The organism is Streptomyces lacrimifluminis (assembly GCF_014646095.1).
Taxonomy (GTDB): domain Bacteria; phylum Actinomycetota; class Actinomycetes; order Streptomycetales; family Streptomycetaceae; genus Streptomyces; species Streptomyces lacrimifluminis.
In genome coordinates, this window is sequence record NZ_BMMU01000007.1 from 259811 (window position 1) to 284273 (window position 24463).

Sequence of the window (24463 nt, forward strand, 5' to 3'; positions counted from 1 at the left end):
GGCGGACCCGGTGGTCGATACCCACCGGGTCCGCGAGCCGGGCCGGCACGGGGGATGAGGCCCGGGTGGAGTGCGTCTGGGATGTGACCACCAGGAGACAACGTTGTCCAGTGGTCTGAACATCACTCTATCGCCCCCACGGACGGCGTCGTCAAACCGGACCTGTACCCCACCGGAGTGGACGCGGTACCCCCAGGCACGAATGCCGTGCGCGTCCCCTCGGAGGCCACTCGACCTCTCGTGGTAACGCCGGCGCACGCCACTGTCCTCGCGGCTTGTGCGACCTGTGGTGCGCGATCCGCCCGAAGGAGGAGGGGCCGCGTCATGCGTGTCCGCCCCACGTCCCTGCTGCCGGCCGCCGCCCTGGCCCTCGGCACGCCCACCCCGGCGCCCGCGGCGACGGGCGTGCGGGCAACACCCCCGAACCCCCTGGTCCAGGACCCCACTCCGTACGTCGATCCGCTCATCGGCAGCAGGAACGGCGGCGATGTCTTCCCGGGCGCGGTCGTCCCGTTCCCGGGTGGCCGAGAGGCCGAGGTCGCGACGCGCCTGATGCCCGTCGCTCCGGACGGGCGCGTGATGCGTGGCTCGCGGACGTCCGCACAGCTGCAGACTGTCGGCCCACCCAGGCCGTCCCCGGCCCAGTCCACAGCAGGCGCTCCATGCTCAAGCGCGTCCACCGACGCGCCGAAGCCCCAAGCCGGTTACTGCCCCGCCTCCCCACCCGCTCCACCGACCCCCGACCGGCGAAGCGGGCGGGAAGCGGTCAGCCCAGCAACTCCACCTCCGCCAGCGTCGACTCACCGTCCAGGACCAGCCGGTACCGGGTGTACGAGCCATCGGACGCCACGGAGAACGCCCGGGTCTGCCTGTCCCACCTGAACGGTTCACCCGAACGCCGGTCCAGGGTCCGCCAGTTCGCGCCGTCGGATGAGGAGCTGGACCCCTGCAACACCCAGCCCGTCGGGGCTTTGGCCCGGTCCGAGGAGGTCAGCGTGTACTGAACGGCCTTCGCGTCACCGGCGATCGGCAGCTCCACGGACCTCACCGTCGCGCTCGTGTCCGACGTGTCGTCGAACAAGGCACCCTCGCCGATCACCACATCCGTCCGCGGCGTCGGCACCTCGTCGTCCTGGGTGATCGACACCGGGGCCGCGTTCCTTGCCGCTCCCCAGGCCGAGGGCTCCGGGCCCATGTCGAACTCCAGGGTCCCGCCACGGGAGACGATCGAGTGGGGGAGTGAAGTCGACGTCCAGGGAAGGCCGTTGACCTTCAGTCCCTGCACGTACACGTTCCGGGCGCTGTTGTCCGGGGCCTTGATCACCAGGTCCCGGCCGTTCTCCAGATGGACCGTCGCCCTGGTGAACAGCGGGGAGCCGATGGCGTATTCGCCGCTGCCCATGACCAGCGGATAGAAGCCGAGCGCCGAGAACAGATACCAGGCCGACTGCTCGCCGTTGTCCTCGTCGCCGTGGTAACCCTGGCCGATCTCGCTGCCCGTGTAGAGCCGGGAGAGGACCTCGCGGACGTTCTTCTGAGTCTTCCAGGGCCGGCCGGCCGCGTCGTACATGTAATTAACGTGGTGGGCCACCTGGTTGGAGTGGCCGTACATGCCCATCCGGACGTCCCTGGCCTCCGTCATCTCGTGGATGACCCCCTTGTACGAGCCAACGAATTCCGGGGAGGCCGTCTCCGGGGTCTCGAAGTAGTCGTCGAGCTTGTCCGCGAGGCCCGCCCGGCCGCCGTACAGGTTGGCCAGGCCCCGGCTGTCCTGCGGGACGGTGAAGGCGTAACCCCAGCCGTTCGTCTCCGTGTAGTCGTGGCCCCAGACACGCGGGTCGTACGCCGACGACTCCACCCGCCAGTCGCCCCGTGCGTCCCGGCCCTGGAAGAAGCCGGCCCTCCTGTCGAACAACCGCACATACTCCTGGGCGCGGTTGAGGAAGTACGCGGACTCCTCCTCGTACCGTCGCTGCCCCGTCTCCCGGTACAGCTCCTGCCCCATGCGGGCGATGCCGTAGTCGTTGAGGTAGCCCTCCATTGCCCATGACAGGCCCTCGCGCGTCTCGGTGCTCGTGTAGCCGAGGAAGGGCGAGGTCGCCATGCCCTTGCGGCCCACGCCCGATGCCGGGGGCACGACGGTCGCGTTCTTCACGGCGGCGTCGTACGCCGACTTCGCGTCGAAACCGACGCCCTTCACATAGGCGTCCGCGAACGCCACGTCCGACGAGGTGCCCGTCATCAGGTCGGCATACCCGGGGGAGGACCAGCGCGAGGTCCAGCCGCCGTCCTTGTACTGCTGCACGAACCCGTCGACCATCTCGCCCGCTTGACGGGGCGTCAGCAGCGAGTAGGCGGGCCAGGTCGTCCGATACGTGTCCCAGAAGCCGTTGTTGACGTACACCTTGCCGTCCACGATCTTCGCCCCGGTGTGCGTCGGGGTGTCGGGGCCCGGCATGGGGGAGAACGGAGACGCGTACTGGTACTTCGAACCGACCTTCTCGAAGCCGGAGTTGGGGTACAGATAGAGCCGGTACAGGCTGGAGTACAGCGTGGTCAGCTGGTCCGGCGTCGCCCCCTCGACCTCGACCTTCCCGAGCAGCCCGTCCCACTGCCGCTGCGCTCCGGCCTTCACCGCCTCGAAGGACGTGCCGTCCGGAATCTCCTGCCGCAGATTGGCCTTGGCCTGCTCGACGCTGATGAGCGAGGTCGCCAGCCGCAGCGTGACCACCCCGGTCGGCGCCCTGAACCGGAGATAGCCCTTGACCCCGCTCGACGATCCCTCCGTGACCACCGCGTCGTCGTCGAACACCCCGTACACGAACAGCCGGGTCGCCCCCGCCGACAGCCCCGACTTCACGTCCGAGTAGCCGGTGAAGGTGCCGTTCTCCCGGTCGAGGGTCAGGCCCGCCTGGTCGGTGACGTTGTCGAAGAGGACGCTCGCGTCGTCGCCGGGGTAGGTGAAGCGCAGGACCGCCGCGTGGTCGGTCGGCGTCATCTCGGCCTTGACGCCGTTCTCGAACCGCACCCCGTAGTAATAGGGCCGCGCGGTCTCGTTCTCGTGCCGGAAGGCCAGCGCCCGTGCCGTACGACCGGTGTCCGGGGTGCCCGCTGCGGCCGACGGCATCACCTGGAAGGTCTGCCGGTCGCCCATCCAGGGGCTCGGCTCATGGCTCGCGCTGAACGCCTGGATCGTCGGCAGGTTGTCGGCGTTGTTGGCCCGCGCGTAGTCGTACAGCCAGCTCAGCGAGCCCGCGTTGGTCACCGGCGTCCAGAAGTTGAAACCGTGCGGCACGGCCGTCGCCGGGAAGGTGTTGCCCCGGGAGAAACCGCCGCTGGAGTGGGTGCCCCGCGTCGTCACCGCGTAGTCGGACAGGTGTTCCCGAGGTGGCTCGGGGGCGACGGTCCGGAGCGTCACGTCGTCGATCCAGCCCCGGAACCTCGCGGGCCCGGCCGGCGAGTCGTACGCCATCAGCACCCGGTCCACGGTCCTCCCCGCGGCCACCGACCCGATCCGCGAGGCGACATGGTTCCACTGGTTGACGTACAACCCCTTGGCCGCGCCCTGGCCCTGCGGCGTCAGCGCGAAGCCGTGCTGGTCGACCGGCGACAGTTCACTCAGAAGGGTGCCGTCCGTGAAGACCAGGTCCACCGACACGTTCGTGGCGTCGTAGTCGAGATCGCCGTCCGCCAACGACGGGAAGACCCGGTACGACAACTCGGTGTCCCGGTCGACGGCCACGTTCACGTCGAACACCTTGTTGTACGAGTACGCCCGTCCGGCCGCCCGATGAGTGCCGGCGTACCGCAGCGCCCGTTTGCCCGTGAAACCGGCGCGGGCCTTCGCTGTGGGGGAGCCGCTCGGGCCGCGGTCGACCAGCGACAGCATGTCCCGGGGCACGGGTGTGTCACCGTCGCCCGTCGAGAACTGGACATCGGCGAGCTGGGTGATGGCACCCCCGTTGTTCCGCCCGATGTCGAGCCGGAAGTGCCGGAACCCGGCAGGCGACGACAGGTCGTACGACCTGGTCCGCAGCCGCTCGGCGAACGACTCGCCCGCTCGGCTGTCGAGGGTCTTCCAGCCCGTCGCCCCGTCCGCCGAGCCCTGGAGCGTCCAGTCGGCGGGGTCGCGCTCGGCGTGGTCGTTGGCCGAGGTCAGCGCATAGGTGACCACCCTGACCGGTTCGTCCAGGTCGAACTCCACCCAACCGGTCGACGCGAACGTCAGCCACTTGGTCCCCGGCACACCGTCGACGAGGTTCTCCTTCACCTCGCCCCCGCCGGTGTTCTCGCCGCTCGCCCGTACGTCCGTCACGTGGTCGGTCACATTGCCCGGGATGCCGCTGCTGTAGCCGCCGTCGACACCCGAGGTCCGCTTGGTGCCGTCCGGCCCGGTGTCGACGGTGTTCAGCCAGTCCGGCGCCGGCTCACCCGCCTCGAACGAGGTGACGAACTCCCGGTCGGCGGCCGGTGCGGTGACCGGCAGGGCGGTCGCCGCGCCCTGCCCGCCGATCACCAGTGCGAACACCGCCGCGATGGCCGGAATTGATCCGAACTGCCATCCGAACCGCCACCCGTACCGAGCCCTGTACCGAACTCCCTGCCGCATGCGAGAGCACCCTCCCTGCCGCCGGACAACGTTGTCACCTTGGCTGCGCAGGAACCAGTAGGGAGTCAAGTGGTCAGTGGTGTCAAGGGCGTTGGGTGTGGCATTCGGGCCCAATATCGCGAATATTTCGCGCAAAGGGATGCGCGCGGTCCGCATATTTCCGCGAGGTCTCAACTCGGAAAAGACCCGCGACCAACCCTGCATTCGATCTTGCCCCTTTGACGGGAAGTGGACTATACCTGTCGGCGTCTGCGTAGGGTCTGTCCGACCGGTCAACGAGAGGTGTGAGGGGAGCCGGAAGGGTGGTTTGACGTGCTGAACGCGCGGCCCCGCCGGGTATTCCCTCTGATCAGGGCACATCACGCACTAAGTACTTCCTGCACGACCCAGTTCGACCCGATCGCGGTGCCGGGAGGATCCGGTTCACCGCCTGAGTCCTGGAGAAGGCGAGGACTTGAGCATGGGATCCACTTCCGACGAGAGCCGCACCCCCGACCGCACCACCGGTGCCACCGGCACCAGCACTGGCACCACGGCCACCGGCCCCGGCCGCCGCGACCTGATCAAACGGTCCGCTGCGCTCGGTCTGATCTCCGTCCCCACGATGAGCTTCCTGTCCGCCTGTGCGAGCAGCGGCGGAGGCGACGAGGACAAGGCCGAGGCGGGCGAGAAGACCGCGAAGAACCCCCTGGCCGTCAACGACAGCGCCCAGCTGGAGTTCGTGCTCTTCGACGGAGGCTTCGGCAAGGAGTACGCCGAGGACGCGGTCAAGATCTACGAGCAGAACTTCCCGAAGGCGAAGGTCAAGTTCTCCGCCACCCAGAAGATCCAGTCCACGCTCCAGCCCCGCTTCAACCAGGGCACCCCGCCGGACCTCATCGACAACTCCGGCGCCGAGCAGATGGACATGGGCGTCCTGGCCGGCAAGAGTCAGCTCGCCGATCTCACCCCGCTGCTGGACGCACCGTCCTTCGACGACCCGAACAAGAAGGTCCGCGACACGCTGCGGCCGGGCATCGTCGAGATGGGCCAGCTCGACGGCGACCCGGTCTGGATCATGTACTACGCCTACACGGTGTACGGCGTCTGGTACTCCCAGAAGGCCCTGGACTCGCTCGACGCCACCTACCCGGAGACGTGGGACGAGATGCTCGCCGTGTGCGAGAAGGCCAAGAAAAAGGGCATGGCCGGCTGGACCTACGCCGGCAAGTACCCGTACTACCTGCCCTTCTCGCTCTACCCGATGATCGGCAAGGTCGGCGGGGTCGAGGTCCTCGACGCGATCGACAACCTGGAGCCCAACGCCTGGAAGCACCCGGCCGTCAAGGCCTGTTTCGAGGCGTACTACGAGCTCTACAAGAAGGGGTACGTCCTCAAGGGCACCCCCGGTCTCGACCACATCCAGTCGCAGACCGCGTGGGCCAAGGGCAAGGCCCTGTTCATCCCGAACGGCTCCTGGGTGGAGAACGAGTCGGCGAACGTCATGCCCGCCGACTTCGACCTCGCAGTCTCCGCGCCGACCGGCATCGACAGCTCCGACAAGCTGCCGTTCGGCACGATCTGGGCCTCCGGCGGTGAGCCGTTCATCGTCCCGGCGAAGGCGAAGAACACGGCGGGCGGCATGGAGCAGCTGCGCATCATGCTCAGCGAGGCCTCCTCGAAGAACTTCACCACCAAGGTCAAGTCACTGACCGCGTACAACGGCGGCACCGACGGCATCACCCTCACCCCGGGCCTCAAGTCCGGTGTGGCGGCGCTGGAGAAGGCCGGCGACAACGTGGTGAACCCGCGCCTCCAGGACTGGTACGTGCAGCTCCAGAAGGAGAAGATCGGGGTGTCGGGGCTCGGCGAGATGATGGCCGGACGGCTCACCCCGGCCGAGGCCATCAAGAAGATCCAGGGCTACGCCGACGAGACCGCGAAGGACACGTCGATCAAGCACTACAAGCACCAGTGACCAGAAGCCGATGATCTGTCACCAGCGGCGGCACCCGCGCACGGAACGGGGTCTGTGGTAATGCAGCACGGCAAGTACCGCTTCATCGTGGGATTTTTGGCGGTCCCGCTCGGGCTGTACGCACTTTTCGTCATCTGGCCGTTCATCCAGTCCATCTATTACTCGTTCACCGACTGGACCGGACTGAGCCCGGAATTCGAGATGGTGGGCTTCGCCAACTACGAGAGGATGTTCGACGACGACATCTTCTGGAAGTCGTTGCAGCACAGCCTCCTGTTCGCGTTGGTGCTGCCGCTGGTGACGATCGGTCTGGCGCTGTTCTTCGCCTTCATGATCAATGTCGGCGGGAAGCGGCGCCGCGGCGGACCGGTGATTTCCGGGGTCCGCGGTTCCTCGTTCTACAAAATCGTCTACTTCTTTCCGCAGGTGCTGTCGATCGCCATCGTCGCGCTGCTGTTCGCCTTCGCGTACAACCCGGACAGCGGCTCGATCAACTCACTGCTGCGCGGTATCGGGCTCGACAGCGTCCAGCCGCTCTGGCTCGGCGACCCGGGCCTCGCCCTGTGGTGTGTGATGGCGGTGCTGGTCTGGTCGACGGTCGGCTTCTTCGTGGTGCTGTTCTCGGCGGGCATGGCGTCCATCCCGGCGGACCTGTACGAGGCCGCGCTGCTGGACGGCGCCGGCCGGGCCAGCACGTTCTTCCGGATCACCCTGCCGCTGCTGTGGGACACCGTGCAGTCCGGCTGGGTCTACATGGGCATCCTCGCGCTGGGTGCCGAGTCGTTCGCGGTCGTCCAGATCATGACGACCGGGCCCGGCGGCCCGGACTACTCGACGACCGTCATGGTCCTGTACGTGTACCAGAAGGCCTTCCGTGACGGTCAGGCCGCCTACGCAACCACCATCGGGGTCGCCCTGCTCGTCGTCACGCTGGCCTTCGCGGCCCTCGTGATGCGGCTGGGCCGGCGCGAGCGGCTGGAGTACTGACACACATGAAGACGACCGACAGCACACCGTCGGACATGGTCCCCCAGCAGTCCGGTGGGCCCGTGCGCAAGGAGAACGCGTCCGGTGCGCAGAAGCGCGAGAAGAAGGAAGGCACCGTCCTCAACGTCTTCTCGCACGGCATGCTCGTCCTGTGGGCGTTCATGGTCGTGATGCCGCTCCTGTGGGCGGTGATGACGTCCTTCAAGGACGACAACGCGATCTTCAGCTCCCCCTGGGCCCTGCCGGACAAGCTGCACTTCGACAACTGGGCGCGGGCCTGGACCGACGCCAACATGAGCGACTACTTCCTCAACACCATCCTGGTGGTGGGCGGTTCGCTCGTCGGCACCCTGGTGCTGGGCTCGATGGCGGCGTACGTCCTGGCCCGCTTCGAGTTCCCGGGCAACGGGTTCATCTACTACCTTTTCATCGGCGGCATGAGCTTCCCGATCATGCTGGCGCTGGTCCCGCTGTTCTACGTCGTGAACAACATGGGCCTGCTGAACACGATCCACGGGCTGATCCTGGTCTACATCGCCTACTCACTGCCGTTCACGGTCTTCTTCCTGACCGCGTTCTTCCGGACCCTGCCGACCTCGGTGGCGGAGGCGGCCTTCGTCGACGGCGCCTCGCACTCCCGGACCTTCCTCCAGATCATGCTGCCCATGGCCAAGCCCGGGCTGATCAGCGTGGGCATCTTCAACTTCCTCGGCCAGTGGAACCAGTACATGCTGCCGACGGTGCTCAACACCGACCCGGACAAAAGGGTCCTCACCCAGGGTCTGGTGCAGCTGGCCGCCAGCCAGGGTTACAAGGGCGACTGGTCGGGTCTCTTCGCCGGCCTGGTGATGGCGATGATCCCGGTACTCGCCGCGTACATCATCTTCCAGCGCCAGGTGGTGACGGGCCTCACGGCGGGCGCTCTCAAGTAACCGGAACCTTCTGTTCAGCCGCCGTACGCGCGCGTGCATGCCGCAAACCGTGCACGCGCGCAGCTATGTGTACAAGACCTCGGATGCAGTTCAACCTCTTGACGGGAGGTGACCCGAACGGCTCAGCTTAGAGTTCACTAGTTGGACATAGACGGGGCCTCATCGAAGCGGTCCCGCGCGCAGGAGGTCGTCGTGGAGACTCCGGGGTCGCAGTCGTCACTGCACCGAGCCAACCTGGAACGGGTCGTACGGGCGGTGCGCCTCGCCGGGTCGCTCACGCAGGCCGAGATCGCCAGGACCACCGGTCTGTCGGCGGCCACGGTGTCCAACATCGTCCGCGAGCTGAAGGACGGCGGAACGGTCGAGGTCACGCCCACCTCGGCGGGTGGCCGAAGGGCCCGGGCCGTCTCGCTGAGCGGGGACGCGGGCATCGTGATCGGCGTCGACTTCGGGCACACGCACCTACGGGTCGCGGTCGGCAACCTCGCCCACCAGGTGCTGGCCGAGGAGGCCGAGCCGCTGGACGTGGACGCCTCCGCCGCGCAGGGCTTCGACCGGGCGGAAGAGCTGGTCAATCGCCTGATCGCAGCAACGGGCGTCGACCGTTCCAAGATCGCCGGTGTGGGCCTGGGTGTACCGGGTCCGATCGACGTGGAGTCGGGCACCCTGGGCTCCAGCGCGATCCTGCCCGGCTGGAGCGGCACCAGGCCCGGTGAGGAGCTGCGCGGGCGCCTGAACGTGCCGGTGCACGTGGACAACGACGCCAACCTCGGCGCCCTCGGTGAGCTGGTCTGGGGCAGTGGCCGGGGGGTCCGGGACCTGGCGTACATCAAGGTCGCGAGCGGTGTCGGGGCCGGACTGGTGATCGAGGGCAAGATCTACCGGGGTCCGGGTGGCACAGCGGGAGAAATCGGGCATATTACTCTTGATGAATCCGGACCCGTCTGTCGTTGCGGCAACCGGGGCTGCCTGGAGACCTTCGCGGCGGCGCGTTACGTGCTGCCGCTCCTCCAGTCCAGCCACGGAACCGACCTGACCATGGAAGGTGTCGTGCGGCTGGCGCGGGACGGTGACCCGGGCTGCCGTCGCGTGATCGCCGACGTCGGCCGTCATATCGGCAGTGGAGTCGCCAATCTTTGCAATCTGCTGAACCCGAGCAGGGTGGTCCTCGGCGGTGATCTCGCCGAGGCCGGTGAGCTGGTGCTCGGTCCCATAAGAGAGTCTGTCGGCCGCTATGCGATCCCCAGTGCGGCACGTCAACTGTCCGTTCTTCCAGGGGCACTTGGAGGTCGTGCGGAGGTGCTCGGAGCGCTCGCTCTCGCGTTGAGCGAAATGGGCGATTCGACCCTTCTGGACGGCACGCTGACCACAGCGACCCCTGTCTTCACCTAGAGAACGAACAAAGCCGTTGCCAACCCGTTAAGGATTTACTTCTTGACGTCGCACGTGTGGCCGAGTTGACTTCCAGCCACCTCGGTCGCAGCGTTGCGGCCCTGTCAGGGAGGCACCACCAAATGAACGCGATGATGCGTAGAGTCGTGATCGGTACCACGGCTGTTTCCATGGCTCTCGCCGTGGCCGCTTGTGGCAAGGCCGGCGACGACGACAAGGACAGCGGCTCGGGCGACAAGACCATCGGTCTGCTGCTCCCGGACAGCGTGACCGCGCGCTACGAGAAGTTCGACAAGCCGTTCTTCGTAGCGAAGGTCAAGGAGCTGTGTTCCGACTGCAAGGTCGAGTACGCGAACGCAGCCGGTGACGCGGCCAAGCAGGCCCAGCAGGTCAGCAGCATGATCACCAAGGGTGTCAAGGTGATCGTGGTCAGCGCCCAGGACTCCGCCGCGATCAAGTCGTCCATCAAGACGGCGGTCGACAAGGGCATCAAGGTCGTCGCGTACGACCGTCTGGCCCAGGGCCCGGTCTCCGCGTACGTCTCCTTCGACAACGTCAAGGTCGGTGAGCTCCAGGGTGAGGCCCTGCTCGCCTCCCTCGGTGCCAAGGCGACCCCGAAGTCCAAGGTCGTCATGATCAACGGTGACGACGCCGACCCGAACGCCGGTCAGTTCAAGGAGGGCGCGCACAAGGCCCTCGACGGCAAGGTCGACATCGCCTACGAGCAGTCCGGCCTGTGGAAGGACACCGTCGCCGCCCAGAAGATGTCGGCCGCGATCACGCAGCTCGGCGCCAAGAACATCGCGGGCGTCTACGCCGCCAACGACGGCATGGCCGGTGGCATCGCCAACACCCTGAAGGGCGCGGGCATCAGCGGTATCCCGCTGACCGGCCAGGACGCGGAGCTCGCGGGTATCCAGCGCATCGTCGCCGGCACCCAGTCCAGCACCGTCTACAAGGCCTTCAAGCCGGAGGCCGACGCCGCCGCCCAGATCGCGGTCAACCTGCTCGACGGCAAGAGCATCGACTCGCTCGCCACCGAGACCCTGACCAGCGGCTCCGGCGACAAGGTCCCCTCGCAGCTGCTGACCCCGGTGTCGGTCACCAAGGCCAACATCGCGGACACGGTCGTCAAGGACAAGCTCTACACCGTCGCCGAGATCTGCGCCGGCGAGTTCGCCGCCGCCTGCAAGACCGCCGGTCTCCAGTAGGCGGTCGGCACACCAGGACCGCCGGCACCGGGCGGGCGCTCACAGGCGCCCACCCGGACATGACCGCCCGGCGGTCCCGCGAGACCTGTCCGACGCCCGACCCGGCCTTCATACCCCGCTGCCGGGCCGGGCGTCGGACGGAACCGTTGCCACCGGCAGCGGGTTCGCGCATGTTCGTCCTGTAAACCAGTGCCATCGCGCACACCCCTCCGCGCCTACCCCAAGCGCGGCATCCCCGCCGGTCAGGCGGCGAAGGAGATGGTTCACGTGTCCGCTACGCCCGTGTTGGCGTTGCGCGGAGTCTCCAAGCGGTTCGGTGCGGTCCAGGCCCTCACCGACGTAGAGCTGGAGGTCCACCCCGGAGAAGTGGTCGCCCTGGTGGGCGACAACGGCGCAGGAAAGTCGACCCTGGTCAAGACGATCGCGGGCGTTCACCCCATCGATGAGGGCGTCATCGAGTGGGAAGGCAACCCGGTCAGCATCAACAAGCCGCACGACGCCCAGGGACTCGGCGTCGCGACCGTCTATCAGGACCTCGCCCTGTGCGACAACCTCGATGTGGTCGGCAACCTCTACCTCGGACGTGAGCTGCTGCACCGCGGCGTCATCGACGAGGTGTCGATGGAGAAGAACGCCCGCGAACTGCTGAGCACCCTCTCCATCCGCATCCCGAGTGTGCGCATCCCGATCGCCAGCCTCTCCGGCGGCCAGCGTCAGGTCGTCGCCATCGCGCGCGCCCTGATCGGCGACCCCAAGGTCGTCATCCTCGACGAGCCCACCGCCGCCCTCGGCGTCGAGCAGACCGCCCAGGTCCTCGACCTGGTCGAGCGGCTGCGCGAGCGCAACCTCGGCGTCATCCTCATCAGCCACAACATGGCCGACGTGAAGGCGGTCGCGGACACCGTCCACGTCCTGCGCCTCGGCAAGAACAACGGCTCCTTCCCCGTGAAGACCACGAGCCACGAAGAGATCATCGCCGCGATCACCGGAGCCACGGACAACGCCGTGACCCGTCGTGCGGGGCGTCGCGACACGGAGGCGGCAAAGTGAGCGACACGTCCAAGACCGTGAAGCCCGACCCAGGGTCGGAGCACCAGAAGACGGTGGCACCCGCCGACGACCCGACCGCGGCGCCGGTGTCCGTCGTCGACCCGCGGCTGCTGGTCCGCGACGAGGGCCTCAAGGGCTACGTCACCGAGTTCAAGCGCAAGGTGAAGGGCGGTGAACTGGGCTCGCTGCCGGTTGTCATCGGTCTGATCGTCATCTGGACGATCTTCCAGCTCCAGAACGACCGCTTCCTCAGCGCCGACAACCTCTCCAACATCAGCTACTACCTCTCGGCCACCGGCATGCTCGCCATCGGCCTGGTGTTCGTGCTGCTGCTCGGTGAGATCGACCTCTCCGTCGGCTCGGTCAGCGGTTTCGCGTCCACGCTCTTCGCCGTCTTCGTGGTCACCCACGGGATGAACGGCTGGCTCGCGCTGATCCTGACCATCGTGACCGGCATCGGCATCGGCGCACTGCACGGCTGGTTCTTCGCCAAGATCGGCGTACCCGCGTTCGTCGTGACGCTGGCCGGTTTCCTCGGCTGGAACGGCCTGATGCTGTGGCTGCTCGGCTCCAGCGGCACCATCAACATCCCGGCCGACGAGGGCCCGGTCAAGCTGTTCGGCCAGAGTTCCTTCTTCATGGACCAGGCCGTCATCGGTGCCTACCTGCTGGCCGGCCTCGGTGTCCTGTCGATGCTCGTCGGCTCCTTCGGTGAACAGCGTCGGCGCAAGGCCGCCGGGGTGCCGTTCAGGCCCACCAGCGAGATCGCCCTGCGGGTCGGCGCGCTCGCCGTGGCGGCCTTCGCCGCCGCGGCCGTGCTCAACAACTCGGCCGGCGTGTCCAACGCCCTGGTGATCTTCCTCGCTGCACTGGTGATCGTGGACTTCGTGCTCCGCCGTACGACGTACGGCCGCAAGGTCTTCGCGGTCGGCGGCGGCATCGAGGCGGCCCGCAGGGCCGGTATCAACGTGCCGATGATCCGTATCACCGTGTTCGCCATCTCCGGCGGGTTCGCGGCGATCGGCGGTATGTTCTTCGCCGGTCAGACGGCCAGTGCCACGCTGAACGCGGGTGGCGGCAACACGCTGATGCTCGCCATCGCGGCGGCCGTCATCGGTGGTACCAGCCTGTTCGGTGGGCGGGGCACGGTGTGGTCGGCGTTGCTGGGCATGTTGGTGATCCAGTCCATCCAGACGGGTCTGGATCTGCTGAACATGAACACGTCGATCCAGTACATGATCACGGGTGCGGTGCTGCTGGGTGCCGTTGTGATCGACTCGGTGTCCCGGCGGAGCCAGAAGGCCGCCGGGCGCGCCTGATGGTGCTGTAGGGGTCGCGGTGGTTGTTCTGCTGCCGGCCCGTTGTGGCTGGTCGCGCAGTTCCCCGCGCCCCTTTGGGGCGCGCCTGTACCCGGCGTCGAACACGATGCCGGGTACAGGCGTGTCATAGACAACACATTTCTTGGGTACGGCCGATCGCGTGACGTATCACGCAGAGGCCGGGCGTCGGTCGCGAAGGCGGAACACTAGACTCGACACGCCCGGCGAAAGCTCGATCAGCTCTACTGCAAGGAGGCACGGGTGCCGCTGCTGACCCGCATCAAGGGACCGCGCGATCTTGACCGGCTCAGCCTGGAGCAGCTCGACCAGCTGGCCGAGGAGATCCGGACCTTCCTCGTCGACGCGGTCTCCAAGACCGGCGGCCACCTCGGACCCAACCTCGGGGTCGTCGAGCTCACCATCGCGCTGCACCGGGTCTTCGACTCGCCGAAGGACAAGGTGCTGTGGGACACGGGCCACCAGTCCTACGTGCACAAACTGCTCACGGGCCGCCAGGACTTCTCGCGCCTGAAGATGAAGGGCGGCCTGTCGGGCTACCCGTCGCAGGCCGAGTCTGAGCACGACGTCATCGAGAACTCGCACGCCTCGACGGTCCTCGGCTGGGCCGACGGCCTCGCGAAGTCCAACCAGGTACTGAAACGCGACGACCACCACGTGGTCGCCGTCATCGGTGACGGCGCGCTCACCGGCGGTATGGCCTGGGAGGCGCTGAACAACATCGCCGACGCCAAGGACCGCCCGCTGGTCATCGTCGTCAACGACAACGAGCGTTCGTACGCGCCGACCATCGGCGGCCTCGCCAACCACCTGGCCACCCTGCGCACGACGGACGGCTACGAGCGGTTCCTCGCCAAGGGCAAGGACCTGCTGGAGCGGACCCCGGTCGTCGGCAGACCGCTGTACGGGACCCTGCACGGTGCCAAGAAGGGTCTCAAGGACTTCATCGCCCCGCAGGGCATGTTCGAGGACCTGGGGCTCAAGTACGTCGGCCCGATCGACGGCCACGACATCGAGGCCCTGGAGTCCGCGCTGGCCCGCGCCAAGCGCTTCGGCGGCCCGGTCATCGTGCACTGCCTCACCGAGAAGGGCCGCGGCTACCAGCCCGCCCTCCAGGACGAGGCCGACCGCTTCCACGGCATCGGCCCCATCCACCCCGACACGGGCCTGCCGGTCAAGGTCTCGGGCGCCGACTGGACCTCCGTCTTCGGCGACGAGATGGTCCGGCTCGGCAGGGAACGCGAGGACATCGTCGCCATCACGGCCGCGATGCTCCAGCCCGTCGGCCTGAAGAAGTTCGCGGACGCCTTCCCGGACCGCATCTACGACGTCGGCATCGCGGAGCAGCACGGCGCCGTCTCGGCGGCCGGGCTCGCCACCGGGGGAGTGCACCCCGTCTTCGCGGTGTACGCGACCTTCCTGAACCGGGCTTTCGACCAGGTCCTCATGGACGTGGCGCTGCACAGGTGCGGCGTGACGTTCGTGCTCGACCGGGCCGGCGTCACCGGCACCGACGGGGCCTCTCACAACGGTATGTGGGACATGTCGATCCTCCAGGTCGTCCCGGGCCTCCGGCTCGCCGCGCCGCGCGACGCCGACCAGGTCCGCGCCCAGCTCCGCGAGGCCGTCGAGGTCGACGACGCGCCGACCGTCGTCCGCTTCTCGAAGGGCGCCGTCGGCCCCGCCGTACCCGCCGTGGGACGCGTCGGCGGCATGGACGTGCTGCGCGAGCCCGGCACCGACACACCGGACGTGCTCCTCGTCTCCGTGGGCGCCCTGGCACCCATGTGCCTGGAGATCGCCGGGCTGCTGGACCAGCAGGGCATCTCGACCACCGTCGTCGACCCGCGCTGGGTCAAGCCCGTCGACGAGGCCATGGCACCGCTCGCCGAGCGGCACCGCGTGGTTGTCACCGTCGAGGACAACTCCCGGGTGGGCGGCGTCGGTTCGGCCGTCGCGCAGGCACTGCGGGACGCGGGGGTCGACGTACCGCTGCGCGACTTCGGTATCCCGCCGCGCTTCCTCGACCACGCCTCCCGGGCCGAGGTCATGGCGGAGATCGGTCTGACGGCACCGGACATCGCCCGCCAGGTCACCGGCCTTGTCTCCAGGATCGACGGACGGTTCGAGCAGTCCGAGGTGGACTCGGTGGAGCCCGCCCGCGACTGACCCACGGATGAGCCCCCATGGGCCGGTTTCCCCACCCTTTACGGTGGGGAAACCGGCCCATTAGCGTGAATTCCCTCGTGCCCGGGGCATGCGCTCCCCCAGTCTCGGTTTCACTCGACCGGGGCCCCCATCGCCCCCTCTCGATCATGTCCGGGACGACACAGCGTGGGAGGTACGCCCATGAGCAGCACCCTCTTCAGGACGAAGAAGGTCGAACAGTCCATCCGCGACACCGAGGAACCGGAACACGCGCTCAAGAAATCCCTGTCCGCGCTGGATCTGACGGTGTTCGGCGTCGGTGTCATCATCGGCACCGGCATCTTCGTCCTCACCGGCACGGTCGCCAAGAACAACGCCGGCCCCGCCGTCGCCCTGGCCTTCGTGGTCGCCGGGGTCGTCTGTGCCCTCGCGGCGCTCTGCTACGCCGAGTTCGCCTCCACGGTCCCGGTGGCCGGGTCCGCGTACACGTTCGCGTACGCCTCGCTCGGTGAACTGCCCGCCTGGATCATCGGCTGGGACCTGGTACTGGAGTTCGCCCTCGGTACGGCGGTGGTGGCCGTCGGCTGGTCCGGGTACGTCACCTCGCTCCTCGCCAACGCGGGCTGGCACCTGCCGGAGGCGCTCAGCGGCCGAGACGCGGCCGACGGCTTCGGCTTCGACATCCTCGCCGCCGCGCTGGTCCTGGCGCTGACCGGCATCCTCGTGCTCGGCACGAAGCTCTCCGCGCGCGTCACCTCGATCGTCGTCGCCATCAAGGTGACCGTCGTCCTCGTCGTGATCATCGCGGGCGCCTTCTTCGTCAAGGGCGACAACTACGACCCGTTCATCCCGGAGGCGCAGGCGGTGCCGGCCGGCGACGGCCTCCAATCACCGCTCATCCAGCTGATGTTCGGGTGGGCGCCGTCCAACTTCGGCGTGATGGGCGTCTTCACCGCCGCCTCGGTCGTCTTCTTCGCCTTCATCGGCTTCGACGTGGTGGCCACCGCCGCCGAGGAGACGAAGAACCCGCAACGGGACATGCCCCGGGGCATCCTCGGCTCCCTCGTCATCTGCACCACCCTGTACGTCGCGGTGTCGATCGTGGTGACCGGCATGCAGCACTACACCGACCTGTCGGTGACCGCGCCGCTCGCCGACGCCTTCAAGGCCACCGGGCACCCGTGGTTCGCGGGCTTCATCAGTTTCGGCGCCGCGGTCGGCCTGACGACGGTCTGCATGATCCTTCTCCTCGGTCAGACCCGCGTCTTCTTCGCGATGAGCCGCGACGGTCTGCTGCCGCGCTTCTTCTCCCACGTTCATCCGCGGTTCAGGACACCGCACCGGCCGACGATCCTGCTGGGCGTGATCATCGCGATCGTCGCCGGCTTCACCCCGCTGAGCGAACTGGCCGAACTGGTGAACATCGGGACGCTGTTCGCCTTCATCGTCGTCGCGATCGGTGTGATCATCCTTCGCAGGTCCCGCCCCGACCTGCCCCGGGCCTTCCGGACCCCGTGGGTGCCGTTCCTCCCGATCCTGTCGGTGCTCGCCTCGCTCTGGCTGATGCTGAACCTGCCCGCCGAGACCTGGCTCCGGTTCGGGGTCTGGATGGCGATCGGCTGCCTCGTGTACTTCGTGTACGGCCGCACCCGCAGCCGCCTCGGACGCGAGGAGTCGGCGACGGCCGGCACCAACTGACCCGCACGGTCGGCGGAGTCGCTCATCGGATTCCGTACGGTACGGCGGGCTAGTCGTTCCGTACCGTACGGGGCCCGGTGACCTCGGCGCCCAACTCCGCGACCCTGCCCCGCAGTTCACGGTCCGCAGTGACGACAAGGCGTTCCCGGTCCCCGGCCTCGGCGACCAGCTCGACCATCCGGTCGTCGCCGCTGCCGGGCGCGGAATCGACCCGTACACCCGGCACCGAGGGCACCCCACGGGCCGCGCCCTCGACCACCAGGACGATCTCCACCGGCCCCGCCCGACCTGGCAATCCGCTCTCCGCGTACGCCACCAGCCGGTCCCGCAGGCGCTCCGCCGCCCCGCGCCGGTCCCGCCACCAGCCGTCGGGTACCGAGCCGACGACATTCGCGGCGTCGACGATCACGAGCAGAGGGGCATCCATGCGGATCAGGGTCGCACGCGGGACCGGAATCAGGGATACCGGATGAGGGGGCCGGGGGGCGCGGCAAAGGTAAGAGCACACTAAAGTGGTCCAGTGCCCATTGTTCCTCCTTCCGTGACCACGGCCGCGGGGCGTCCCGAGTCGGTCAACGGTGACTGGCTCATACGGGGTCGCGACGGCCGGCTGAGCGCGTACGACGCCGTGGGAGACGGGATCGTCTGCCGCGCGGAGTCCCGGCCCGGCGGGCCCTGGCTCGCGCCCCGGCGCATCGGCGGTGACCAGCGCGTGCACCCCATGCTGGGCGTCGGCCAAGGCGCCGACGAGTACGCCCACTTGGCGACGTGGCGCCCCACGGTGAAGGGTGAGTCGGGCCTCGTCCACACCACACACTTCCGCCCCGCGCTCGCCGCCCTCGACTGGACGCCCCTCGGCCACCCGAACCAGAAGGGCGACCGGACCGGCGTACCGGCGGTCGCCGTCGACGCGGAGGGACGCGCCCATGTCTTCGTACGGAACGCCGTGGGCGGGGTCAGCATGCGCGGCCAGAAGGAGCGCGGTGGGTGGGGCCCCTGGCGCGACCTCAAGGGCGAGGACGTGGAAGAGCGGCTGACGGCGGTCACACGTGCGTCCGGACGCGTCGAGCTGTACGGCAACTCGCCCCACGGCATCCTGCGCTGGACGCAGGGCGGCCCCGGCTGGATCCCGGAACTCGACGCGAGCCCGCTGAAGGTGACGGCCCGCCAGGGAAGCCTGCGGGCGCTGGTCACGTCCGACGAACACGTGACGCTGTTCTACACGGACGAGACGGACACGGTGTGCGCGTGGCGTCCGGGCGGCGAGCCGGTCGAACTGCTCCCGGGCGCGGGTCCCGGCCCGGTGTCGGTGATCCGCTGCACCCTCGACGAGGTCGACTGCACGTTGCTCGCGCAGCGCTCGGCGAGCGGGCGGGTGGCCTTCGCCGCGTATCCGACGGAGCAGGAGTCGGCGGGGGCGTGGTGGACCGAGTCGGGCCCCCAACTCCCCCTGGACGCAAGGGTGTCGCTGACGGAGGACGCGAGCGGCAGGGTGGTCGCGGCGACGGTGATCCCCGGGGGCGGAGAACTGAGGGTCGCGCGGCGCAAGCGGGAGGCGGGCCTGGCCCTGGAGGCATGGGGAGTGGTCTGACGGGGTCTCCTCGCCCCCGCTGTCGGCCTGAACGGCCTCGTCCTCAAACGCCGGACGGGCTGGTTGTTACAGCCTCTCCGGCGTTTGAGGAGCGGGGGTTCGGGGGCGGAGCCCCCGTGGACGGGACGGGTAGGGGCGGCGAGGGCGAAAACCAAATGCCCCGCACGCCATAACGGCGTACAGGGCACTCGGCAACCACGACGAACCGACCGCTACACCGGTACGGAAGCCACCCCGGCCTCCAGGAACCGCTTCCCGTTCACCCGCTCGGAGACACCCTCACGGTCCAGGTACGGCGTGATCCCGCCCAGGTGGAAGGGCCACCCCGCGCCCGTGATCAGGCACAGGTCGATGTCCTGGGCCTCGGCCACGACACCCTCGTCGAGCATGAGCCCGATCTCCTGGGCGACCGCGTCGAGCACCCGGTCCCGCACCTGCTCCTCGCTCAGGACGACATCCCCCTGCTTCAGCAGCGCGGCGACCTCGGGGTCCAACTCGGGCTTCCCGCTGTCGTACACGTAGAAGCCGCGCTTGCCCGCCTTGACGACGGCGGCGAGGTTCGGCGAGACCGTGAAGCGGTCCGGGAACGCCCGGTTGAGGGTCTCCGAGACGTGCAGGCCGATCGCCGGACCGACCAGCTCCAGCAGCACCAGCGGCGACATCGGCAGACCCAGCGGCTCCACCGCCTTCTCCGCGACCTCGACCGGCGTACCCTCGTCGATCACGTTCTGGATCTCGCCCATGAAGCGCGTGAGGATACGGTTCACGACGAACGCCGGAGCGTCCTTCACCAGCACCGCGGTCTTCTTCAGCTTCTTGGCGACACCGAACGCCGTGGCCAGCGAGGCGTCGTCGGTCTGCTCGCCGCGCACGATCTCCAGGAGCGGCAGGATCGCGACCGGGTTGAAGAAGTGGAAGCCCACGACCCGCTCGGGGTTCTTGAGCTTCGACGCCATCTCGGAGACGGACAGCGAGGAGGTGTTGGTGGCCAGGATCGCGTGCGCCGGGGCGACCGCCTCGACCTCCGCGAACACCTGCTGCTTGACGCCGATCTCCTCGAAGACGGCTTCGATGATGAAGTCGGCGTCGGAGAAGCCCTCCGCCTTGTCCAGGACACCGGTGACCAGGGCCTTCAGACGGTTGGCCTTGTCCTGGTTGACGCGGCCCTTGAGCAGCAGCTTGTCGATCTCGGCGTGGACGTAGCCCACACCCTTGTCGACGCGCTCCTGGTCGATGTCGGTCAGCACGACCGGCACCTCCAGGCGGCGCAGGAAGAGCAGCGCGAGCTGCGAGGCCATCAGGCCCGCGCCCACGACGCCGACCTTGGTGACCGGACGCGCGAGCGACTTGTCCGGCGCACCCGCCGGACGCTTGCCGCGCTTCTGGACCAGGTTGAAGGCGTAGATGCCGGAGCGCAGTTCGCCACCCATGATCAGGTCGGCGAGCGCCACGTCCTCGGCGTCGTAGCCCTTCTGCAGGTCGCCGTCCTTGGCCGCGGCGATGATGTCCAGCGCGCGGTAGGCGGCCGGGGCGGCCCCGTGCACCTTGCTGTCGGCGACGAACCGGCCGCGCGCGACGGCCTGGTCCCAGGCCTCACCACGGTCGATCGCCGGGCGCTCGACGGCGATCTCGCCCTTGAGGACGGCGGCCGTCCACGACAGCGACTGCTCCAGGAAGTCCGCGCCCTCGAAGAGCGCGTCGGCGATCCCGAGGTCGTAGACCTGCCCGCCCTTGAGCTGCTTGTTCTGGTTGAGCGAGTTCTCGATGATCACCGTGACGGCGTTGTCCGCGCCGATCAGGTTCGGCAGGATCGTGCAGCCGCCCCAGCCGGGAACCAGACCGAGGAAGACCTCGGGCAGCGAGAAGGCCGGCAGGGCCGCGGAAACGGTCCGGTACGAGCAGTGCAGACCGACCTCGACGCCACCGCCCATGGCGGCACCGTTGTAGTAGGCGAAGGTCGGGACGGCGATCCCGGACAGCCGCTTGAAGACCTCGTGGCCGCCCTTGCCGATGGCGAGCGCGTCGGAGTGGTTCTTCAGGAGCTCCACGCCCTTGAGGTCCGCGCCGACCGCGAAGATGAACGGCTTGCCGGTGATGCCGACACCGACGATCTCGCCGGCCGACGCCTCCTTCTCGACCTGGTCGATGGCGATGCTCAGGTTCGCCAGCGAGGCAGGGCCGAAGGTGGTCGGCTTGGTGTGGTCGAAGCCGTTGTCGAGGGTGATCAGCGCGAAACGGCCGGCGTTGAACGGCAGGTCGAGGTGGCGTACGTGCGCGGACGTCACGACCTCGTCGGGGAACAGCTCGGCCGCGCCCTTGAGGAGTTCGGTGGTGCTCACTTGTCGCCTCCGGCGTCCTTGTGGTTCGGGTTCTCCCAGATGACGGTGGCGCCCATGCCGAAGCCGACGCACATGGTGGTGAGGCCGTAACGGACCTCCGGCTGCTCCTCGAACTGGCGAGCGAGCTGCGTCATCAGGCGCACACCCGACGAGGCGAGCGGGTGACCGAAGGCGATGGCACCGCCGTACTGGTTCACACGCGCGTCGTCGTCCGCGATGCCGTAGTGGTCGAGGAAGGCCAGGACCTGGACGGCGAAGGCCTCGTTGACCTCGAACAGGCCGATGTCACCGATGCCGAGGCCGGCCTTGGCGAGGGCCTTCTCGGTCGCCGGGATCGGCCCGTAGCCCATGACCTCGGGCTCGACGCCGACGAAGGCGTACGAGACGAGGCGCATCTTGACGGGCAGGTTGTTCTCGCGCGCGAACTCCTCGGACGCGATGATCGACGCGGTGGCACCGTCGTTCAGACCGGCCGCGTTACCCGCGGTGACCCGCCCGTGCACACGGAACGGCGTCTTCAGCCCGCTCAGGTTCTCCAGGGTGGTCCCCGGCCGCATCGGCTCGTCGGCGGTGACGAGGCCGAAGCCCGTCTCGCCGACCTCCGCGTTGGTGTTCCGTACGGAGATGGGCACCAGGTCCTGCTGGATCTTGCCGTTGGCGTACGCCTTGGCGGCCTTCTCCTGCGAGCGCACGGCGTACTCGTCGGCGCGCAGCTTGGTGATGTGCGGATACCGGTCGTGCAGGTTCTCGGCGGTCATACCCATGAACAGGGCCGACTCGTCGACGAGCTTCTCGCTCACGAACCGCGGGTTCGGGTCGACGCCCTCACCCATGGGGTGACGGCCCATGTGCTCGACGCCGCCGGCGATGACGGCGTCGTACGCGCCGAAGGCGATCGAACCGGCGGTGGCGGTGACGGCGGTCAGGGCGCCCGCACACATCCGGTCGATGGAGTAACCCGGGACGGACTGCGGCAGCCCGGCGAGGATGCCCGCCGTGCGGCCCAGAGTCAGACCCTGGTCACCGATCTGCGTGGTCGCGGCGATGGCGACCTCGTCGATCTTCTTCGGGTCGAGACCCGGGTTGCGGCGCAGCAGCTCCCGGATCGCCTTCACGACGAGGTCGTCGGCGCGGGTCTCGTGGTAGATGCCCTTCGGGCCCGCCTTGCCGAACGGGGTGCGGACGCCGTCGACGAAGACGACATCCCTGACGGTACGAGGCACGATGGCTTTCCTCCAGAGGTGCGGGACGGCACTGCTGCGATACGCAACCGCTGAGCGGGCGCTCAGCCCCATGCTACTTGCGAGTAACAGCGCTGCACACCCCTGAACGGGGGAGCGGCGAACGTCACACGGCTTTCGCATGTTACCGCCGGTTACATGTGTCCGCCCGAAGGGCGCGGAACTGAGTCGGTGCGCGCCTCCGGCGAGGGACGCGATCTGCCGGATCCGGCTCGCAACCCCCCAACCCGCCTCCGCGATCAGACAGGCGGTCTCAGGCCCTGGGGCGGCGCAAGAGACCCCCGAGGAGTGACAAGGGCGTACCCGCCGGATGCGGCGCCCCCGCCCCGCCCCCGCCCCCGCCTCCGGTGCCCGGCGTCACGACACAGGTGGCGACGTTCCGGATCGTCAACGGCTTCGGCGTGTTCGAAACCCTCTGCGCACCCGTCGCGCCCTCCTGCGCAGGGGCGTTGTGCCGAACCGACGCCCCCACCTTCCGTTCGAAGATCTTGGCCTGATTTCGACGTCCCTGTTCCGCTTGCAGGGCCTCTTCGCCGAGGTGAGCTGGTCGGGGGCGCGGGCAACTGCGCGAGCAGCCGCAGGCGACCCGCGCCCGCCACCCAGCAGAACCCTTACGACGCCTCGGCGGAAAGTGCCTCCACCAGAACGGGCGTCACCTGCTCCACCTGCCAGCTCCGAGCCCCGTACCCCGCAAGGGCAATGGCCACGGAACCGGCGTCCACAGGAGTGGGCGGCTCCCAGCAAACCCTTCTCACCGTGTCCGGAGTGATCAGATTCTCCTGAGGCATGTTCAGCCGTTCGGCCAGCGCGGAGACCCCGGCTCGCGCGGCGGACAACCGGGCCGCGGCCACCGGATCCTTGTCGGCCCAGGCGCGCGGCGGCGGAGGCCCGATCACGGGCTGACCGGGCTGGGGCAACTGCGAGTCGGTGAGCGCCTTCACGCTGTCCACCGCCGCCTGCCACTGCTCCAGCTGCCGCCGTCCCATCCGATGCCCGAATCCGGTCAGCGCGGCCAGGGCGTGGACGTTGGCCGGCACGGCGAGAGCGGCCTCGACGATGGCCGCGTCCGACAGCACCTTGCCCGGAGAGACGTCTCTGCGCTGTGCGATCCGGTCCCGGGTCTCCCACAACTCCCGTACGACGGCGAGTTGCCGACGCCGACGCACCTTGTGCATGCCTGACGTGCGCCGCCAGGGGTCCTTGCGGGGCTCCGGCGGCGGCGCCGACGCGATGGCGTCGAACTCCTCGCGGGCCCACTCCAGCTTGCCCTGCCGGTCCAGCTCCTTCTCCAGCGCGTCCCGCAGGTCGACCAGGAGTTCGACGTCAAGTGCCGCATACCGCAGCCAGGGCTCGGGCAGCGGCCGGGTCGACCAGTCGACCGCGGAGTGGCCCTTCTCCAGTACGAAGCCCAGGACACCCTCGACCATCGCGCCCAGGCCGACCCGGGGGAACCCGGCCAGCCGTCCGGCCAGTTCGGTGTCGAACAGGTGGGTGGGGACCATACCTATCTCACGGAGACAGGGCAGGTCCTGGGTGGCGGCGTGCAACACCCATTCCACGCCGCTGAGAGCCTCGCCGAGGCCCGACAGGTCGGGGCAGGCGACGGGGTCGATGAGCGCGGTTCCGGCGCCCTGGCGGCGCATCTGCACCAGATAGGCGCGCTGTCCGTAGCGGTAACCGGATGCCCGTTCGGCGTCGACGGCGACCGGGCCGGTGCCCGCGGCGAACGCGGCGATCACCTCGGCGAGCGAGTTCTCGTCGGCGACGACGGGCGGAATCCCGTCACGGGGATCGAGGAGGGGGATCGGCGCCTGAGCCTCAGAAGATCCGTTGTCGTCCGGAGGGGCGCCTCCGGTGGTTCGCAGTGAGCTGTCTGCTGCGGTCTCTTGGGCTTCGGTCACCTGTCAAGGGTATCTGTGTATGGAAGGCGCCCGCCGACGGAACGTTCCGTCGACGGGCGCCTTGGGGTCG

15 protein-coding genes and 1 pseudogene are annotated in these 24463 nt (G+C 68.5%); 11 read left to right on the forward strand and 5 right to left on the reverse strand.

The features are described from left to right. Positions 1–766: 766 nt before the first annotated feature. Positions 767–4609 carry a GH92 family glycosyl hydrolase gene (locus IEY89_RS13900; protein ID WP_229695212.1) on the reverse strand — a complete coding sequence of 1281 codons (3843 nt, stop codon included), beginning with the start codon at positions 4607–4609 and terminating at the stop codon, positions 767–769. A gap of 460 nt (positions 4610–5069) precedes the next feature. On the opposite strand from IEY89_RS13900, the gene ngcE reads away from it, so the two are divergent. The 9 genes from ngcE to IEY89_RS13945 all read left to right on the forward strand — a co-directional run bounded on the left by ngcE (position 5070) and on the right by IEY89_RS13945 (position 17321). Continuing rightward, positions 5070–6566: an N-acetylglucosamine/diacetylchitobiose ABC transporter substrate-binding protein gene (ngcE, locus tag IEY89_RS13905; protein WP_189147685.1), complete on the forward strand. Its 1497-nt coding sequence runs from the start codon at positions 5070–5072 to the stop codon at positions 6564–6566. 60 nt (positions 6567–6626) lie between these two features. Then, positions 6627–7553 (forward strand): carbohydrate ABC transporter permease, encoded by a 927-nt coding sequence (locus IEY89_RS13910; protein ID WP_189147686.1) that lies wholly within the window; start codon positions 6627–6629, stop codon positions 7551–7553. Positions 7554–7558: 5 nt separating this feature from the next. Continuing rightward, positions 7559–8485: a carbohydrate ABC transporter permease gene (locus tag IEY89_RS13915; protein WP_189147687.1), complete on the forward strand. Its 927-nt coding sequence runs from the start codon at positions 7559–7561 to the stop codon at positions 8483–8485. A 192-nt stretch (positions 8486–8677) separates the two neighbouring features. Further along, positions 8678–9877, forward strand: coding sequence for an ROK family transcriptional regulator (locus IEY89_RS13920; RefSeq protein WP_189147688.1), 1200 nt, complete (start codon positions 8678–8680; stop codon positions 9875–9877). Between the two features lie 122 nt (positions 9878–9999). Beyond that, positions 10000–11088, forward strand: coding sequence for a sugar ABC transporter substrate-binding protein (locus IEY89_RS13925; RefSeq protein ID WP_229695213.1), 1089 nt, complete (start codon positions 10000–10002; stop codon positions 11086–11088). 258 nt (positions 11089–11346) lie between these two features. Further along, positions 11347–12138, forward strand: coding sequence for an ATP-binding cassette domain-containing protein (locus IEY89_RS13930; RefSeq protein WP_078507121.1), 792 nt, complete (start codon positions 11347–11349; stop codon positions 12136–12138). Next, positions 12135–13457: a sugar ABC transporter permease gene (locus tag IEY89_RS13935; RefSeq protein WP_189147689.1), complete on the forward strand. Its 1323-nt coding sequence runs from the start codon at positions 12135–12137 to the stop codon at positions 13455–13457. The genes IEY89_RS13930 and IEY89_RS13935 overlap by 4 nt, the downstream gene beginning before the upstream one ends. Before the next feature lie 261 nt (positions 13458–13718). After that, on the forward strand, positions 13719–15644 hold the full coding sequence (gene dxs / locus IEY89_RS13940) for a 1-deoxy-D-xylulose-5-phosphate synthase (RefSeq protein ID WP_189147690.1): 1926 nt from the start codon (positions 13719–13721) through the stop codon (positions 15642–15644). A gap of 180 nt (positions 15645–15824) precedes the next feature. After that, positions 15825–17321, forward strand: a complete 1497-nt coding sequence (locus IEY89_RS13945) for an amino acid permease (protein ID WP_189147691.1) — start codon at positions 15825–15827, stop codon at positions 17319–17321. A gap of 49 nt (positions 17322–17370) precedes the next feature. Here the strand turns inward: IEY89_RS13945 and IEY89_RS13950 are convergent, their stop codons facing one another. Continuing rightward, positions 17371–17748, reverse strand: coding sequence for an NTP pyrophosphohydrolase (locus tag IEY89_RS13950; protein ID WP_189147692.1), 378 nt, complete (start codon positions 17746–17748; stop codon positions 17371–17373). 114 nt (positions 17749–17862) lie between these two features. Between IEY89_RS13950 and IEY89_RS13955 the strand changes: the two genes are divergently transcribed. Further along, entirely contained in the window at positions 17863–18912 is a 1050-nt protein-coding gene (locus IEY89_RS13955) for a PLL family lectin (protein WP_229695214.1), read from the forward strand. 212 nt (positions 18913–19124) lie between these two features. Here the strand turns inward: IEY89_RS13955 and IEY89_RS13960 are convergent, their stop codons facing one another. Both IEY89_RS13960 and IEY89_RS13965 read right to left on the reverse strand, forming a co-directional pair. After that, positions 19125–21251, reverse strand: coding sequence for a 3-hydroxyacyl-CoA dehydrogenase NAD-binding domain-containing protein (locus IEY89_RS13960; RefSeq protein ID WP_189147694.1), 2127 nt, complete (start codon positions 21249–21251; stop codon positions 19125–19127). Then, positions 21248–22474, reverse strand: coding sequence for a thiolase family protein (locus tag IEY89_RS13965; protein WP_189147695.1), 1227 nt, complete (start codon positions 22472–22474; stop codon positions 21248–21250). Before IEY89_RS13965 ends, IEY89_RS13960 begins: the two co-directional genes overlap by 4 nt. Before the next feature lie 365 nt (positions 22475–22839). Here IEY89_RS13965 and IEY89_RS41910 point away from each other — a divergent pair. Further along, a pseudogene (locus IEY89_RS41910) lies at positions 22840–22923 on the forward strand (carbohydrate ABC transporter permease); the annotation flags it as partial. A gap of 180 nt (positions 22924–23103) precedes the next feature. Here IEY89_RS41910 and IEY89_RS13970 read toward each other — a convergent pair. After that, complete coding sequence (locus tag IEY89_RS13970; RefSeq protein WP_189147696.1) at positions 23104–24393, reverse strand: ribonuclease D; 1290 nt, start codon at positions 24391–24393, stop codon at positions 23104–23106. Positions 24394–24463 lie beyond the last annotated feature (70 nt).